At 65.1% G+C, this 15,668-nt stretch carries 10 protein-coding genes and 2 rRNA genes; 2 read left to right on the forward strand and 10 right to left on the reverse strand.

Annotated elements, in window-relative coordinates; all coding sequences use genetic code 11:
• Positions 1 to 76 precede the first annotated feature (76 nt).
• The 5 genes from MRBLWH7_RS06525 to tyrS form a co-directional block, all read right to left on the reverse strand.
• Positions 77 to 3,181: ribosomal RNA gene (locus tag MRBLWH7_RS06525) — 23S ribosomal RNA — on the reverse strand.
• A 438-nt stretch (positions 3,182 to 3,619) separates the two neighbouring features.
• A 16S ribosomal RNA gene (locus MRBLWH7_RS06530) occupies positions 3,620 to 5,141 on the reverse strand.
• Together the 16S and 23S rRNA genes form the textbook arrangement of a ribosomal RNA operon.
• Positions 5,142 to 5,667: 526 nt before the next feature.
• Positions 5,668 to 6,309, reverse strand: coding sequence for a UdgX family uracil-DNA binding protein (locus tag MRBLWH7_RS06535; protein WP_342000390.1), 642 nt, complete (start codon positions 6,307 to 6,309; stop codon positions 5,668 to 5,670).
• A gap of 89 nt (positions 6,310 to 6,398) precedes the next feature.
• Entirely contained in the window at positions 6,399 to 7,229 is an 831-nt protein-coding gene (locus tag MRBLWH7_RS06540) for a DUF4184 family protein (protein ID WP_342000392.1), read from the reverse strand.
• 45 nt (positions 7,230 to 7,274) lie between these two features.
• Positions 7,275 to 8,576, reverse strand: coding sequence for a tyrosine--tRNA ligase (tyrS, locus tag MRBLWH7_RS06545; protein WP_342000394.1), 1,302 nt, complete (start codon positions 8,574 to 8,576; stop codon positions 7,275 to 7,277).
• A gap of 202 nt (positions 8,577 to 8,778) precedes the next feature.
• Between tyrS and MRBLWH7_RS06550 the strand changes: the two genes are divergently transcribed.
• The gene (locus MRBLWH7_RS06550) at positions 8,779 to 9,378 is read left to right on the forward strand and encodes a DNA-binding protein (RefSeq protein WP_342000396.1); all 600 of its coding nucleotides are present in this window, start codon (positions 8,779 to 8,781) and stop codon (positions 9,376 to 9,378) included.
• Positions 9,379 to 9,382: 4 nt separating this feature from the next.
• Positions 9,383 to 9,979, forward strand: a complete 597-nt coding sequence (locus tag MRBLWH7_RS06555) for a hypothetical protein (RefSeq protein WP_342000398.1) — start codon at positions 9,383 to 9,385, stop codon at positions 9,977 to 9,979.
• Between the two features lie 25 nt (positions 9,980 to 10,004).
• Here MRBLWH7_RS06555 and argH read toward each other — a convergent pair whose 3' ends face one another.
• Genes argH through argB form a run of 5 tightly spaced genes read right to left on the reverse strand, consistent with a single transcriptional unit; the run spans position 10,005 to position 15,668 of the window.
• Positions 10,005 to 11,435: an argininosuccinate lyase gene (gene argH / locus MRBLWH7_RS06560; protein ID WP_342000400.1), complete on the reverse strand. Its 1,431-nt coding sequence runs from the start codon at positions 11,433 to 11,435 to the stop codon at positions 10,005 to 10,007.
• A gap of 43 nt (positions 11,436 to 11,478) precedes the next feature.
• Positions 11,479 to 12,624, reverse strand: a complete 1,146-nt coding sequence (locus MRBLWH7_RS06565) for a heparan-alpha-glucosaminide N-acetyltransferase domain-containing protein (RefSeq protein WP_342000402.1) — start codon at positions 12,622 to 12,624, stop codon at positions 11,479 to 11,481.
• A 13-nt stretch (positions 12,625 to 12,637) separates the two neighbouring features.
• Complete coding sequence (gene argF, locus MRBLWH7_RS06570; protein WP_342000404.1) at positions 12,638 to 13,561, reverse strand: ornithine carbamoyltransferase; 924 nt, start codon at positions 13,559 to 13,561, stop codon at positions 12,638 to 12,640.
• On the reverse strand, positions 13,558 to 14,772 hold the full coding sequence (locus MRBLWH7_RS06575; protein ID WP_342000406.1) for an acetylornithine transaminase: 1,215 nt from the start codon (positions 14,770 to 14,772) through the stop codon (positions 13,558 to 13,560). Before MRBLWH7_RS06575 ends, argF begins: the two co-directional genes overlap by 4 nt.
• Positions 14,769 to 15,668 (reverse strand): acetylglutamate kinase, encoded by a 900-nt coding sequence (gene argB / locus MRBLWH7_RS06580; RefSeq protein ID WP_342000408.1) that lies wholly within the window; start codon positions 15,666 to 15,668, stop codon positions 14,769 to 14,771. The genes MRBLWH7_RS06575 and argB overlap by 4 nt, the downstream gene beginning before the upstream one ends.

Consider the following 15,668-nt stretch of genomic DNA (forward strand, 5'->3'; position numbering starts at 1 on the left):
GAAAAGTTCTGTGTTTTGTTGTGTTCCCGACCGTACATCGGGAACCACTCAGTGGACGCGAGCACCAGAAGTTGGTGTTATCAAGTCATCGGCTTATTAGTACCAGTCAGCTGCACACGTTGCCGTGCTTCCACATCTGGCCTATCAACCCAGTAGTCTGGCTGGGAGCCTCTCACCCGAAGGTATGGAAGTCTCATCTTGAGGCCGGCTTCCCGCTTAGATGCTTTCAGCGGTTATCCATCCCGAACGTAGCTAACCAGCGGTGCACTTGGCAGTACAACTGGCACACCAGAGGTTCGTCCAACCCGGTCCTCTCGTACTAGGGTCAGATCCTCTCAAACTTCCTACGCGCGCAGCGGATAGGGACCGAACTGTCTCACGACGTTCTAAACCCAGCTCGCGTACCGCTTTAATGGGCGAACAGCCCAACCCTTGGGACCTACTCCAGCCCCAGGATGCGACGAGCCGACATCGAGGTGCCAAACCATGCCGTCGATATGGACTCTTGGGCAAGATCAGCCTGTTATCCCCGAGGTACCTTTTATCCGTTGAGCGACAGCGCTTCCACAAGCCACTGCCGGATCACTAGTCCCGACTTTCGTCCCTGCTCGACCTGTCAGTCTCACAGTCAAGCTCCCTTGTGCACTTACACTCGCCACCTGATTGCCAACCAGGTTGAGGGAACCTTTGGGCGCCTCCGTTACTTTTTGGGAGGCAACCGCCCCAGTTAAACTACCCACCAGGCACTGTCCCTGAACCGGATTACGGTTCGAAGTTAGATATCCAGAGTGACCAGAGTGGTATTTCAACAATGACTCCACGAATACTGGCGTATCCGCTTCACAGTCTCCCACCTATCCTACACAAGCCACACCGAACACCAATACCAAGCTGTAGTAAAGGTCACGGGGTCTTTCCGTCCTGCTGCGCGTAACGAGCATCTTTACTCGTATTGCAATTTCGCCGAGTTCGCGGTTGAGACAGTTGGGAAGTCGTTACGCCATTCGTGCAGGTCGGAACTTACCCGACAAGGAATTTCGCTACCTTAGGATGGTTATAGTTACCACCGCCGTTTACTGGGGCTTAAATTCTGAGCTTCGCCTTGCGGCTAACCCGTCCTCTTAACCTTCCAGCACCGGGCAGGCGTCAGTCCGTATACATCGTCTTGCGACTTGGCACGGACCTGTGTTTTTAGTAAACAGTCGCTACCCACTAGTCTCTGCGGCCACCACGCCCTTTTCCAGGCAAGCTGGTATAAGCGGATGGCCCCCCTTCTCCCGAAGTTACGGGGGCATTTTGCCGAGTTCCTTAACCACGATTCTCTCGATCTCCTTGGTATTCTCTACCTGACCACCTGAGTCGGTTTGGGGTACGGGCGGCTAGAACCTCGCGTCGATGCTTTTCTCGGCAGCATAGGATCACCCACTTTTCATCCGCATCGTGTCTCAGCCTGTATGAGTCACGGATTTGCCTATGACTCGGCCTACGCACTTGCCCCGGGACAACCATCGCCCGGGATGGGCTACCTTCCTGCGTCACACCTGTTAATACGCTAACCGCACCAGAATGGGGTCGTACGCTAGGCCCCAAGCCATCGCCCGAAGGCTCCGGTCATGGGGATTCAGATACTTAGCACTACTGGGTTAGTTTGGGCGGTTCTTCGCCGGTACGGGAATATCAACCCGTTGTCCATCGACTACGCCTGTCGGCCTCGCCTTAGGTCCCGACTTACCCAGGGAAGATTAGCTTGACCCTGGAACCCTTGGTCTTTCGGAGGACGTGTTTCTCACACGTCTTTCGCTACTCATGCCTGCATTCTCACTCGTGTAGCGTCCACGGCTGGGTCACCCCGCCGCTTCACTCGCCACACGACGCTCTCCTACCCATCAACACGGCTGGACCACGAAGGCCTACCAATAATGTCAATGCCACAACTTCGGTGGCGTGCTTGAGCCCCGTTACATTGTCGGCGCGGAATCACTTGACCAGTGAGCTATTACGCACTCTTTCAAGGGTGGCTGCTTCTAAGCCAACCTCCTGGTTGTCTAAGCAACTCCACATCCTTTCCCACTTAGCACGCGCTTAGGGACCTTAGATGGTGGTCTGGGTTGTTTCCCTCTCGACTATGAAGCTTATCCCCCACAGTCTCACTGCTGCGCTCTCACTTACCGGCATTCGGAGTTTGGCTGACGTCAGTAACCTTGTAGGGCCCATCGGCCATCCAGTAGCTCTACCTCCGGCAAGAAACACGCAACGCTGCACCTAAATGCATTTCGGAGAGAACCAGCTATCACGAAGTTTGATTGGCCTTTCACCCCTATCCACAGCTCATCCCCTCAGTTTTCAACCTAAGTGGGTTCGGCCCTCCACGACGTCTTACCGTCGCTTCAGCCTGGCCATGGATAGATCACTTCGCTTCGGGTCTAGGACATGCGACTGAATCGCCCTATTCAGACTCGCTTTCGCTACGGCTACCCCACCCGGGTTAACCTCGCCACATATCGCTAACTCGCAGGCTCATTCTTCAAAAGGCACGCTGTCACACCTACCAGGGGTGCTCCAACGGTTTGTAAGCAAACGGTTTCAGGTACTATTTCACTCCCCTCCCGGGGTACTTTTCACCTTTCCCTCACGGTACTTGTCCGCTATCGGTCATCTGGGAGTATTTAGGCTTATCAGGTGGTCCTGACAGATTCACACGGGATTTCTCGGGCCCCGTGCTACTTGGGATACGCTCCACGCCAGAACACGCATTTCGACTACGGGGCTGGCACCCACTCTGGCCCGCCTTTCAAGACGGTTCGTCTATACGCTTCTGTCACGTCGACCACTCGGCAGAATGATCAGGAACGTCCCGCAACCCCCCACATGCAACGCCTGCCGGCTCTCACACACATGAGGTTTAGCCTGATCCGATTTCGCTCGCCACTACTCACGGAATCACGGTTGTTTTCTCTTCCTGTGGGTACTGAGATGTTTCACTTCCCCACGTTCCCTCTACCCGCCCTATATATTCAGGCGGGAGTCACTAGGTCGGCACGCCGCCCAGCGGGGTTTCCCCATTCGGACACCCTCGGATCAAAACTTGCTTATCAGTTCCCCGAGGCTTATCGCAGATTGCTACGTCCTTCTTCGGCTCCAGATGCCAAGGCATCCACCGTTTGCTCTTAAAGACTTGAAAACATGAGAATCAAAAACTCGGACACACTCCCAAAAGAGTGCGACCAGAAATTGACTAATGATCTTTAAGATCATCAACACAAAACAACCCCGAAGGGTCATCTTGCAAAGATGCTCGCGTCCACTGTGTAGTTCTCAAAGTACGGGCGGCACCCCCCAACCCACCGACAACAGCCGGCAGCCAGGAGGCCCAGAGAGTCACACACCACCCACCCCCCGAAGGAGACATGGCAGCGTCCGGTCCCTCAGGACCCAACAGCGTGCAGGCACCCCGCTCACCAGAACCCACCCTCCAACCCGGACCCCGAAGAATCCTGGCGTACTAGTGGGCACCAGACGCGCTGATGCCATGTCAAATGTTCCACCCATGAGCCCCAACCAGGAACATTCGCCCTGATCTGGGTCCTAGAACCTCCGAAGAGACTCAGGTGCTCCTTAGAAAGGAGGTGATCCAGCCGCACCTTCCGGTACGGCTACCTTGTTACGACTTAGTCCTAATTACCGATCCCACCTTCGACGGCTCCCTCCACAAGGGTTGGGCCACCGGCTTCAGGTGTTACCGACTTTCATGACTTGACGGGCGGTGTGTACAAGACCCGGGAACGTATTCACCGCAGCGTTGCTGATCTGCGATTACTAGCGACTCCGACTTCATGAGGTCGAGTTGCAGACCTCAATCCGAACTGGGACCGGCTTTTTGGGATTCGCTCCACCTCACGGTATTGCAGCCCTTTGTACCGGCCATTGTAGCATGCGTGAAGCCCAAGACATAAGGGGCATGATGATTTGACGTCATCCCCACCTTCCTCCGAGTTGACCCCGGCAGTATCCCATGAGTTCCCACCATTACGTGCTGGCAACATAGAACGAGGGTTGCGCTCGTTGCGGGACTTAACCCAACATCTCACGACACGAGCTGACGACAACCATGCACCACCTGTTCACGAGTGTCCAAAGAGTCCCCTATTTCTAGGGTGTTCTCGTGTATGTCAAGCCTTGGTAAGGTTCTTCGCGTTGCATCGAATTAATCCGCATGCTCCGCCGCTTGTGCGGGTCCCCGTCAATTCCTTTGAGTTTTAGCCTTGCGGCCGTACTCCCCAGGCGGGGAACTTAATGCGTTAGCTGCGTCACGGAATCCGTGGAAAGGACCCCACAACTAGTTCCCAACGTTTACGGGGTGGACTACCAGGGTATCTAAGCCTGTTTGCTCCCCACCCTTTCGCTCCTCAGCGTCAGTTACGGCCCAGAGATCTGCCTTCGCCATCGGTGTTCCTCCTGATATCTGCGCATTCCACCGCTACACCAGGAATTCCAATCTCCCCTACCGCACTCTAGTCTGCCCGTACCCACTGCAGGCCCGAGGTTGAGCCTCGGGATTTCACAGCAGACGCGACAAACCGCCTACGAGCTCTTTACGCCCAATAATTCCGGATAACGCTTGCGCCCTACGTATTACCGCGGCTGCTGGCACGTAGTTAGCCGGCGCTTTTTCTGCAAGTACCGTCACTTTCGCTTCTTCCTTGCTAAAAGAGGTTTACAACCCGAAGGCCGTCATCCCTCACGCGGCGTTGCTGCATCAGGCTTCCGCCCATTGTGCAATATTCCCCACTGCTGCCTCCCGTAGGAGTCTGGGCCGTGTCTCAGTCCCAGTGTGGCCGGTCACCCTCTCAGGCCGGCTACCCGTCGACGCCTTGGTGAGCCATTACCTCACCAACAAGCTGATAGGCCGCGAGCCCATCCCAGACCAAAAAATCTTTCCAACCCCCACCATGCGATAGAGGCTCATATCCAGTATTAGACGCCGTTTCCAGCGCTTATCCCAGAGTCCAGGGCAGGTTGCTCACGTGTTACTCACCCGTTCGCCACTGATCCACCCCGCAAGCGGGGCTTCACCGTTCGACTTGCATGTGTTAAGCACGCCGCCAGCGTTCATCCTGAGCCAGGATCAAACTCTCCATAAAAAATGAATACCACCCGAACCGGGAAAAACGGTCCAAAGCAGCGAGTTCAACCATGACCAAAAACGAATATCAAACTGACATCCATGAATTGATCCAAAAAAGACCCCCACCAACCAGAAAACCTGGTCGACAGAGAAAAAAATTGGCATTTGACAAGTGCACGCTGTTGAGTTCTCAAAGATCGGACGCACCAGCCAGCATCGAATCTCACGATTCGCGCCCCGGCTGGGCAACTTCGCTATCTTATCCCGCCCGATCCGTCTGTCAAACCCGACACGCCGTGATCTTCAGATCATCTGGCTCGTCGGCGACCGCGGTCTCCGAGGCAGGAACCCCATCCTAGACCCGCATGCGGGCACACTCGAAACGAGTGCTGAAGGAAGGGGGTGGTTCTCCGCTTGAGGGGGGTAAGGCTTCCGGCCTCTCCGCTTCCCTGTGGGGCGAACAAGTAATACTTTACGTGCGTCCCGGGGTCTCGTCGAATCGGGGCCGCACCCCGGGCGTGTCGCAGGCTCCGGCCCCGGAATCACGCGGAGTTCGCCTCTCGAGCGAGCGCGGAGGCGAGACGGAGATCGCCGGCCAGTCCCGCGGTCGCCTGCTCCCGCTCGGCAGCGTCGCGAAGTCTCAGGACCGCCGACGGATGGATCGTGACGATCGCCGTGCGTCCTCCGCGATCGAGCGGCGTCCCGCGCTCCTGCCCGATCTTGACGGTTCGGCCCAGGACGGCGCGTGCGGCAGTCGCACCCAGGCACACCACGACCATCGGCTGCACCGCTTCGAACTCCGCCTCCAGCCACGGATGACAGGCGGTGATGTGTCCGACATCCGGCCTGCGGTGGATCCGACGCTTCCCGCGTTCCCCGAATCGGAAGTGCTTCACGGCGTTCGTGAGATACACCTGCTGGCGGTCGATCCCTGCCGCCTCGAGGGCCTGATCCAGGATCCGGCCGGCTGGCCCCACGAACGGCTCGCCCGCCAGGTCCTCCTTGTCACCCGGCTGCTCCCCCACGAGCATGATCGGCGCCACAGGTGCGCCATCGCCGAACACGGCCTGCGTGGCGTCACGCCAGAGCTCGCACCCGCGGCATCTTTGCGCGGCTTCGCGCATGCGGGCGAGATCTGCGCCGGGCGGCACCCACTCCGCGGCACCGGGACGCTCTTCGTCCATGGGAACAACATACGCACGAGCGGTCTCGCATCAGAGACCCTGGCCCCACGCGACGCGCAGGCGTATCGTCCGTCTCCCCGGCGCGGACGTCAGTCGGGGGCCGAGGCGGGGCGTTCCGCGAGCGACTTCCGTCTGAGGTCCTGGACCACGATGCACAGGACGATCGTGGCCGCTCCCCACACCGCACAGGCAGGCGGCAGCACCCGGTAGCCGAGGTGCGAGGCGGTGAAGTCCCCATCGAGGGGACCGAAGACGCTGAGCCCCCAGGCCCAGGCGATGACCAGCACGAGCGGCAGCGCCAGCCACCACGTCCATCGCACCGGAGCCGGCAGAACACGATCCACGGATGCCGCGGGCTCACGGCGCCACAGCCACATCAGCATCCAGGTCCCGATGATGGCGAGCCCGATGGCTCTCGAGCCGTGCTGCAGCCACCGGAAACCCGGGAGGCGGCCCCACTCGGATCCGAGTGCCGGGATCACCGTCGTCCCCCACCGGCCCTCATGGGTGAACAGGTCCCACACGATGTGGCTCACGACGCCGATCGCGAGGGAGAGGACGAGCAGCAGCATCCGGCTCCACGACGCGCGCACGGGCGATCCCGAGATCGCGAGCGTCTCGCGAAGGGCGCGGCCGGCGCCGGCGTCCCACTCCCCCGGCAGCCGCACCGCCAGCCATCGCGGCGAGAGCTCACGGACCGCAGGTCGCAGCAGCAGCCGCCACACCAGGAGCAGCGCGAACGCCAGCGCGATCGTGGCAGGCAACCAGGCGAACGCGTGAGTCACGCCGTAGTGCAGCGGCAGCCCGCGGACGAAGAGCGGCAGGTCCGGCGCCATGGCGCCGATCGCTATCGCCGCAGGCACCAGCGGCGTCCGGACGAACGGCAGTGCGACGACGGCGTGGCTGGGGGTGAAGGGCATTCGTCAGCCGTCCACCCGCCCAGCCACGCCGGTCTTCACCGGGCGTCAGCCGACGAACACGCCCGCGAGCGTCTTCTTGCCGCGCCGCAGCACTGAGACTCCGCCGGGGAGCGCGCCCGACACGGTCGCCGATTCGTCCTCGACCTTCGCGCCGTCGAGCGAGACACCGCCCTGCGCGATCGCACGGCGGCCCTCCGAGAGACTCGAGACGAGCCCCGTGTCGACGAGCGCCTGCACGACATTGGTGCCGGTCGCGACCGTCGCGTTGGGCAGCTCCTCGAGCGCATGGCGCAGCGTCGTCGCGTCGAGCGCCGCGAGGTCGCCCTGGCCGAAGAGAGCCTCGGAGGCGGCGATCACGGCGGTGGCAGCATCCGTGCCGTGCACGAAAGCCGTGACCTCGAGAGCCAGGCGCTTCTGAGCGGCGCGACGGAACGGCTCGTCGGCGACGAGGCGCTCGTACTCCTCGATCTCGGCGCGCGTCAGGAACGTGAAGATCTTCAGGCGCTGGATCACGTCGGCGTCGTCCGTGTTGAGCCAGAACTGGTACATCCGGTACGGGCTGCACATCGCGGCATCCAGCCAGATCGCATTGCCCTCGCTCTTGCCGAACTTCGTGCCGTCGCTGTTCGTGATCAGCGGCGTGCCGATCGCATGCACCGAGACGCCCTCGACGCGGTGGATGAGATCGGTTCCGCTGGTGAGGTTGCCCCACTGGTCGCTGCCGCCGGTCTGCAGCACGCAGCCGTACTGGCGGTAGAGCTCGAGGTAGTCCATCCCCTGCAGGATCTGGTAGCTGAACTCGGTGTAGCTGATACCGGCCTCGGAGTTGAGGCGCGCAGCGACTGCGTCCTTCTTGAGCATCGTGCCCACGCGGTAGTGCTTGCCGATCTCGCGGAGGAAGTCGATCGCGCTCAGCGGCGCGGTCCAGTCGAGGTTGTTGACGATGCGCGCGGCGTTGTCGCCCTCGAAGCTCAGGAACCGCTCGACCTGCGAGCGCAGGTAGCCGACCCATTCGGCGACCGTCTCGCGCGTGTTGAGCGTGCGCTCCGCAGAAGGACGCGGGTCGCCGACGAGGCCGGTCGAGCCGCCGACGAGGCCGAGGGGTTTGTGGCCGGCCAACTGCAGGCGGCGCATGGTCAGCAGCTGCACGAGATTGCCGAGGTGCAGGCTCGGGGCGGTCGGATCGAAGCCGCAGTAATACGTGATCGGGTCTCCGGCGAGAAGGGCGCGCAGCGCCTCCTGATCGGTGGACACATGTACGAGCCCACGCCACACGATCTCGTCCCACACGTTCTCGAACGCAGGGTCGATCGCGGGCGCGGTCGCGCTCACGACGGTTTCAGACACGCCCGCCAGGCTATCAGCGACGGATGCCTCGTCCCGCCTGCGCCGGGCCTGCTCGCTCCCCCGACGGCAGGGGGCAGGCGCAACAAAACCCTGTTTAAGCCCTAGGCCTTAATAATGCTCATCTTAAGTGTGCAAGCTTGTCCGACTGAAGTGTTCAGCCTAAACTAAGGCCCACTTGAGTTGTCACACATAAGGATCGCCCATGTTCGTGATCACCAGCGACCAGCGAGACAGCCGCAGCAGCGCCGACCTGGTGCCTGCCGCCGTGGCCTCCGTCCACGCGTACGGGACTCACGGGATCGCGCTGGCGCCCGAGCGCACCGCGGGCGACGAGGTGCAGGTCGCGGTCGCCGACGCGGAGGCCTTGCTCGCGATCGTTCTCGACTTGACCCGTTCGGGCCAGTGGAGCGTGGGCGTCGGCGTCGGCGAGGTCGAGTCGCCCCTGCCCGACAGCGTCCGGGCCGCGCGGGGCGAGGCCTTCGTGAACGCGCGCGACGCCGTCGACCGTGCGAAGAAGGCCGCCACTCGCATCGCGATCACGGCGCCGGACGGCGGGGCCGACGCCGAGGCCCTCGTGCGTCTGCTGGTGGAACTGCGCGATCGGCGCACCGCCGAAGGATGGGAGGTCTACGACCTGCTCGCCGAAGGGATCACGCAGCGCGAGGCCGCCGCACGCCTCGGCATCTCGGAGGGCGCCGTGAGCCTCCGAGTGAAGTCGGCGGGCCTGCGCACCGAGGAGGCCGCCCTGCCGGCGCTCGCCCGCGTGCTCGCCCGGCTGAGTCCGCGGCCCGTGCCAGACTGACGCCATGGTCTCCCCGGACGTGATCCTCGTCGCCGCGCTCACGATCTTCCTGATCCTCGCACTCTGCGGGGCGCTCGTGCTGGTGGTGACCAGTCTTCGCAAGCCGACGACCATCCCCCTCATCGTCGCGGCCGTGCTGGTCGTCCTGTGCCTGCTCGCCGTGACGGTGTCGCCCGTGAACGTGCCGCTCCTGCTCGGCCTGGGCATCGCCATGCTCGGTACGGCCCTCGGCGTGCTCGGCGGCAACCCGATCACGCGGCGCATCCTCGAGATCGCGAGCCACGGGCGCGTCGAGGAGGGCGACAACGGCGGCATCCTCCTGCGCGCTCCCGCACTCCCGGGAGCCGTCGCCGGCGAGGGCGCGGTGCGCGAGGTGATGCGCGGCGGAACCACGATCGGCTACCTCGAGCGCGTGGCGGTGACGCTCGGCATCGTCGCGGGGTTCCCCGAGGCGATCGCCGTGGTCGTGGCGGTCAAGGGCATCGGCCGGTTCTCGGAACTCGCGACCGCCGAGGCGCGCGAGCGCTTCATCATCGGCACGCTCGCGAGCCTCGTGTGGGCGTGCGTCGTCGCGGCCCTGGTGCGTCTCGCGATCTGGTGATCGCGAGGCTTCTTCGCGACCGAGACTAGAGACCGAGGGCGTGCGCCGCGTCCTGCACGCGCTGGACCAGTTCCGCCCGCTGCTCGGCGACCCGGACGGGAGCGGTACCGCCGGCGCCGGTGCGGCTCGCGACCGAGCCCTCCACGCTCAGCACCTCGCGGACGTCGGGCGTGAGGTGCCCCGAGACGCCCGCCAATTGAGCGTCTGAGACCTCGTGCAGCTCGAGGCCGTTCTCCTCGCACACCCGGACCAGGTGGCCCGAGATCTCGTGCGCGTCGCGGAACGGGACGCCCCGCTTCACGAGCCACTCGGCGACGTCGGTCGCGAGCGAGAAGCCCTGCGGCGCGAGCGCCGCCATCCGCTCGGTGTGGAAGCGCATGGTCGCGACCATGCCTGCGAACGCAGGCAGCACGGTCTCGAGAGTGCGCACCGAGTCGAACACCGGCTCCTTGTCCTCCTGCAGGTCGCGGTTGTACGCGAGCGGGAGCGCCTTGAGGGTCGCGAGCAGTCCGCTGAGGTTGCCGATGAGCCGCCCCGCCTTGCCGCGCGCGAGCTCGGCGATGTCGGGGTTCTTCTTCTGCGGCATGATGCTCGAACCCGTCGAGTAGCCGTCGTCGAGCGTCACGAAGCCGAACTCGCGCGTGTTCCAGAGGATGACCTCCTCCGCGAAGCGCGAGACGTCGACGCCGATCATGGCCGTGACGAAGGCGAACTCGGCGACAACGTCGCGCGAGGACGTTCCGTCGAGCGAGTTCTCGGCGGGACGATCGAGTCCGAGCTCGCGCGCGACGAGCTGCGGATCGAGCCCGAGGGTCGAGCCGGCGAGCGCGCCGCCGCCGTACGGCGACACCGCCGCGCGTGCGGACCAGTCGCGCAGGCGCTCCAGGTCGCGCACGAGCGGCCACGCGTGGGCCTGCAGGTGGTGCGCGAGGAGCACGGGCTGCGCATGCTGCAGGTGGGTGCGGCCCGGCATGATCGCTTCGGGGTGCGCGTCGGCCTGCGCCACGAGCGCATCGACGAGGCGGAGGATCTCGCGGGCGATCGTCCGCGAATGGTCGAGCAGGTACATGCGCACCAGCGTCGCGATCTGGTCGTTCCGGCTGCGGCCGGCGCGCAGCTTGCCGCCGAGTTCAGCGCCGACGACGCCGATCAGCGCCTGCTCGAGTGCGCCGTGGACGTCTTCATCCGATGCCGCGGGCCGAAGCGTCCCCTCGGTCACGCCCCGTGCGAGCTCATCGAGACCCTCGTGCATGGCGCGCTCTTCGTCGACGGTGAGATACCCTGCCGCGGCGAGCGCCTTGGCGTGCGCGTGCGAACCGGCGATGTCATACAGCGCGAGATCCCAGTCGAAATGGGTCGATCGGCTCAGTTCTGCCAGCTCCGGGGACGGTCCCGTTGCGAAACGGGCTCCCCACAGTGCGCCTTCGTTGGTGCCGTCGCCCTTCGATTCACTCACTCGACCAGCCTACCGACGCGTCACCGACCACGACGCCGCCGTGTCATCGCCGTCGATCGGCGGGGACGGCGAAGCGCGAGGCGGTGTCGAGCAGCGTCTCGAGCGGGCCGCGGCCGACGAGGAGAGCCCAGGCGGTGCACAGCGCTGCGGTGCCGATGGTGAGCGGCCAGAACGGCTCGAGAGCGCGGAATCCGGCGAGGTCGCCGACCCGCTCGAGCACCGCCGCGGCGACGAGGGCCCACACGACGAGCTGCAGCGTGTAGGCGGTGAGCGGCATCGCGCCGACCGCCCGCAGGGGCAGTGCGACCCACACGAGCACGGTCCGGCAGGCGAGAAGGCACAGCCCCAGCACGGCGAGCGCGAAGCCGCCGGAGCCGATCACCTCCAGCAGGCCGGTCGAGTGCGGCCGCACGGTCCAGAGCGCCCCGAGGTACGAGGCGGCCTCGGCGTCGGGATCCGAGCCGCTCGCCGCGCCGAGCCCGTACCCGACTGCCGCAAGCAGGACGCCGGCGACCACGAGCCACACCTGCACCCGCAGCCCGGTGACGCCGGCACGGGCGACCCCGAGGCCGGCGAGGACGAAGGCGATCCAGGTCGTGAACGGGTAGTGCCAGCCCAGGGCGAGAGACACCGGCTCTCCGAGCGGGGAGCTCCAGAACGGGAGGGCGTCGAGGACGACCTGCACGAACGGCAGGAAGAGGGCCAGCGCTCCCGCGAGCGGCAGAAGAACGCGCGCCGGGAGCGACGTCAGCGGCAGCGCCAGCAGGAACATGAGGGCGTACGCCGGAAGGATCACGAACACCGGCACGTCCGTGGCGATGAGCAGGATGCCGAGTACCCAGAGCAGTCCCGCCCGGACCGCGAGCCTGCCCCGCGCGGTGTTCATCGCGTCGCCGGAGAGCGGGGAGCGCGCGCCGGTCACGAGCCCGATCGAGACGCCCGCGAGCGTCGCGAACAGGATCGAGGAACGGCCCGACACGACAGCGACCCACGTGCCGGAGTCGAGCACGTCGAAGGGCTCGGTGATCCAGAGCAGGTGGGCGGCGAACATGCCGAGCACTGCCAGCCCGCGGGCGAGATCGACGCCGCCGATGCGGGCGGGGCCGTTCAGACGCTCCCAGCGCGTGGTGAGCCAGCCGTCGGCGGGCGGCGTGATGCGCTGTGTACCGCTCGCCCCTCGCGCGCTCACCGACCGGGTGCTCTCAGTCCTGGCGGAGGAGCCAGACGAGCAGGGCCTTCTGGGCGTGGAGGCGGTTCTCCGCCTCGTCCCACACCACGCTCTGCGGACCGTCGATCACCTCGGCGTCGACCTCGTAGCCGCGGTCGGCGGGGAGGCAGTGGATGAAGATCGCGTCGTTCTTCGCGAGCCCCATCAGCTCCTGGGTCACCTTGTACCCGCCGAGGTCGCGCAGGCGCTCGAGCTTCTCCTCCTCCTTGCCCATCGACACCCATGTGTCCGTCACGATGACGTCGGCACCGGCCGCCGCCTCGTTCGCGTCGGTGTAGAGAGCGACCGATCCGCCCGTCTCCGCCGCGCGGTGGTCCGCGTCGGCGATCACGTCGTCGCGCGGCGCGTAGGCCTCGGGTGACGCGACGCGCACGTGCATCCCGGCGGTCACGCCGGCGAGCACGTACGAGTGAGCCATGTTCGACTTGCCGTCCCCGAAGAACGCGAGCGTCAGGCCGGCCAGGTCGCCCTTGTGCTCCTTGATGGTGAGCAGGTCGGCGAGCAGCTGGCACGGGTGGAAGTCGTCGCTCAGCGCGTTGACGACGGGCACCCGCGTGCCCTCCGCCATCTGCTCGAGCCCCGCCTGTGCGTACGTGCGCCAGACGATGGCCGCCACCTGGCGCTCCAGCACGCGGGCCGTGTCGGCCGGCGTCTCCTTGCCGCCCAGCTGGCTGTTCGCCGTCGAGATGATGAGCGGCGAACCGCCCAGGTCGGCGATGCCGACCGCGAACGACACGCGCGTGCGAGTGGATGACTTGTCGAAGATGACGGCGACCGTCTGCGGACCCTCGAGAGGCTTGAGCTTCCAGCGGTCCTTCTTGAGCGAGACCGCCAGATCGAGGATCTCGTCCTGCTCGGCCTGCGTCAGATCATCATCGCGCAGCAGGTGGCGGGTCATGCGGGAACCTCCGTCGCAACGTCGAGCACGAGTGCGTCTTCGACCGTGCGCAGCGACGCCGTGAACAGCTCGACGAACTCGTCGATCTCGACGTCGCCGATCGTCAGGGCCGGGACGAGACGGATCGTCTCGTCGTTCGGGGCGTTGATCACGAGGCCGTGCTCCTGTGCGGCGGCCACGAGGGCCTTCGAGACAGGATGCTTCAGCCCGATGCCGATCAGCAGGCCCGCGCCGCGGCATCCGTCGATCAGATCCGAATCGATGCCCTCGATCGCCGCGCGCAGCTGGGCGCCGCGCTCCGCGGCGTTGCGCACCAGCTCTGCCCGCTCGATCTCGCCGAGCACGGCGCCCGCGACGGCGGTGCCCAGCGCGTTGCCGCCGAACGTCGAACCGTGCGTGCCCGGGTAGAACAGCTCGCTCGCGGCGCCGAAGGTGATGAGGGCGCCGATCGGGAACCCGCCGCCGATGCCCTTGGCGACCGTGATCGCGTCGGGGGTGATGCCCTCGTGCTGGAAGGCGAACCACTCCCCCGTCCGGCCGGCGCCGGTCTGGATCTCGTCGATGATGAGCAGCGCGCCGTGGCGCTCGGTGATCTCGCGCGCTGCGGCGAGGTACCCCTCGGGCAGCGGCAGCACACCTGCCTCGCCCTTGACGGGCTCGACGAAGAGGGCTGCCACCCGGTCGTCGATCGCCGCCTCGAGCGCATCGACCGTGGAGTCGATGAACTCGACGCCGGGCGTCATCGGAAGGAAGGGCTCCTGCATGTACGGCTTGCCGGTGAGAGCCAGCGTGCCCATCGTGCGGCCGTGGAAGGCGTCGGTCAGCGCGAGGATGCGCGGCCGCTCGGTTCCGCCGTGGAGGCGGGCGAGCTTGAACGCCGCCTCGTTCGCCTCGGCGCCCGAGTTCCCGAAGTACACGCGGCCGGAGTCGCCGGTGCCGGCGAGTCGCTTCAGCGTCGCGGCGAGCGCGAGCTGCGGCGGCGTGGCGAAGTAGTTCGACACGTGCGCGAGCGTCGCGGCCTGCGTCGCGATCGCGTCGACGAACACCGGGTGCGCGTGGCCGAGCGAGTCGACCGCGATCCCTGCGAGGAAATCCAGGTAGCGCTTGCCGTCGGCGTCCCACAGGTAGGATCCCTCACCCCGCACGAACATCTGCATTCGAGCGCCGAAGCTCTTCACGAGGTCGCGCCCCGCATCGTCCTGCCACGTCATCCGAGCACCACCTCTGTTCCGATTCCCTTGCTGGTGAAGATCTCCACGAGCACCGAATGCGGCACCCGCCCGTCGATGATGGCCGCGGTCTCGACGCCGCCTTCGACGGCCTCCAGGCACGCCGCCATCTTCGGGATCATGCCCGACTCGAGCGTCGGCAGCATCGCCTTCAGCTCCGTCGAGGTCAGGTGCGATACCAGTGAGTCGCGGTTGGGCCAGTCGGCATACAGCCCCGCGACGTCGGTGAGCACCACGAGCTTCGCCGCACCGAGTGCGACGGCGAGAGCGGATGCTGCGGCATCCGCGTTCACGTTCAGGGAATGTCCCGGGTGGTCGAGGTCGGGGGCGATGCTCGAGACCACGGGGATGCGGCCCGCGTCGATCTGATCGAGCACCGGCTGGGGGTCGACCTCGACGACGTCGCCGACGCGGCCCAGGTCGTGCTCGACGCCCTCGATCACCACTCCGCGCCGACGGCCGCCGAACAGCCCGGCGTCCTCACCGCTGAGGCCGGTCGCGACCGGACCATGCGCGTTGATCTTGGACACCAGCTGCGGGTTGATCTGACCGGTGAGCACCATGCGGACGACCGAGATCGCCTCGGTCGAGGTGACACGGTAGCCGCCCTTGAACTCGCTGGGGATCGCGAGGCGGTCGAGCATGGACGAGATCTGCGGGCCGCCGCCGTGCACGACGACGGGCTTCACCCCGACGTAGCGGAGGTAGGCGATGTCGGCGGCGAAGGCGTCCTGGAGCTCCTCGCTCACCATGGCGTTGCCGCCGTACTTGACGACCACGATCTGGTCGCGGAAGCGCTTGAGCCAGGGCAGCGACTCGATGAGGGTCACGGCCCGGGCGCTGGCCTCGCCGGGATCGGTGTCTTGCAGATCAGTCAT

This window comes from Microbacterium sp. LWH7-1.2 (assembly GCF_038397755.1).
Classification (GTDB): Bacteria; Actinomycetota; Actinomycetes; order Actinomycetales; family Microbacteriaceae; genus Microbacterium.

What these genes read in the sequence shown, in the direction of transcription:
- MRBLWH7_RS06535 (WP_342000390.1), bottom strand. Translation starts at nt 6,309, where the DNA reads ATGGACGAAGAGCGTCCCGGTGCCGCGGAGTGGGTGCCGCCCGGCGCA.
- MRBLWH7_RS06540 (WP_342000392.1), bottom strand. Translation starts at nt 7,229, where the DNA reads ATGCCCTTCACCCCCAGCCACGCCGTCGTCGCACTGCCGTTCGTCCGG.
- MRBLWH7_RS06550 (WP_342000396.1), top strand. Translation starts at nt 8,779, where the DNA reads ATGTTCGTGATCACCAGCGACCAGCGAGACAGCCGCAGCAGCGCCGAC.
- MRBLWH7_RS06555 (WP_342000398.1), top strand. Translation starts at nt 9,383, where the DNA reads ATGGTCTCCCCGGACGTGATCCTCGTCGCCGCGCTCACGATCTTCCTG.
- argF (WP_342000404.1), bottom strand. Translation starts at nt 13,561, where the DNA reads ATGACCCGCCACCTGCTGCGCGATGATGATCTGACGCAGGCCGAGCAG.
- MRBLWH7_RS06575 (WP_342000406.1), bottom strand. Translation starts at nt 14,772, where the DNA reads ATGACGTGGCAGGACGATGCGGGGCGCGACCTCGTGAAGAGCTTCGGC.
- argB (WP_342000408.1), bottom strand. Translation starts at nt 15,668, where the DNA reads ATGACTGATCTGCAAGACACCGATCCCGGCGAGGCCAGCGCCCGGGCC.